Here is a 283-nt window from a genome sequence, read left to right as displayed (position 1 = left end):
TCGCTGTTATTATCGTCTATTTCAGTATATTTAGATCGGCTCTTGGTTAATTCAATAGTTGCATTAAAATAATAGTAGGGTGAATTGAATAAATGCGGATCATAATAATCCAGAGATAGTGTATTGTGTTTGATAATATAACGGGTAAACCAACTATCAGTATCTGCTGGTTCGATTAATGACTGTTTAAAATGATCTGCATCTTTATCATATTTGTAACCAGAAACTCCAAGAGAAAGCTCTTTTCCTGAGCCAAGAAAGTTAAAATCTGTTGCCCTTGACG

Annotated in this window: 1 protein-coding gene; it reads right to left on the bottom strand. The window is 33.6% G+C overall.

Features of this window, described 5'->3' with window-relative positions:
• Nucleotides 1–283: hypothetical protein (locus CWC11_RS23105; RefSeq protein WP_212748110.1), on the bottom strand; the 283-nt coding region annotated here is incomplete at both ends.

It is taken from the genome of Pseudoalteromonas sp. S3178, from assembly GCF_005886985.1.
Lineage (GTDB): Bacteria > Pseudomonadota > Gammaproteobacteria > Enterobacterales > Alteromonadaceae > Pseudoalteromonas > Pseudoalteromonas carrageenovora.
Note: the sequence above shows the minus strand (reverse complement) of the source record. Positions and strands in the feature narration are given on the sequence as shown.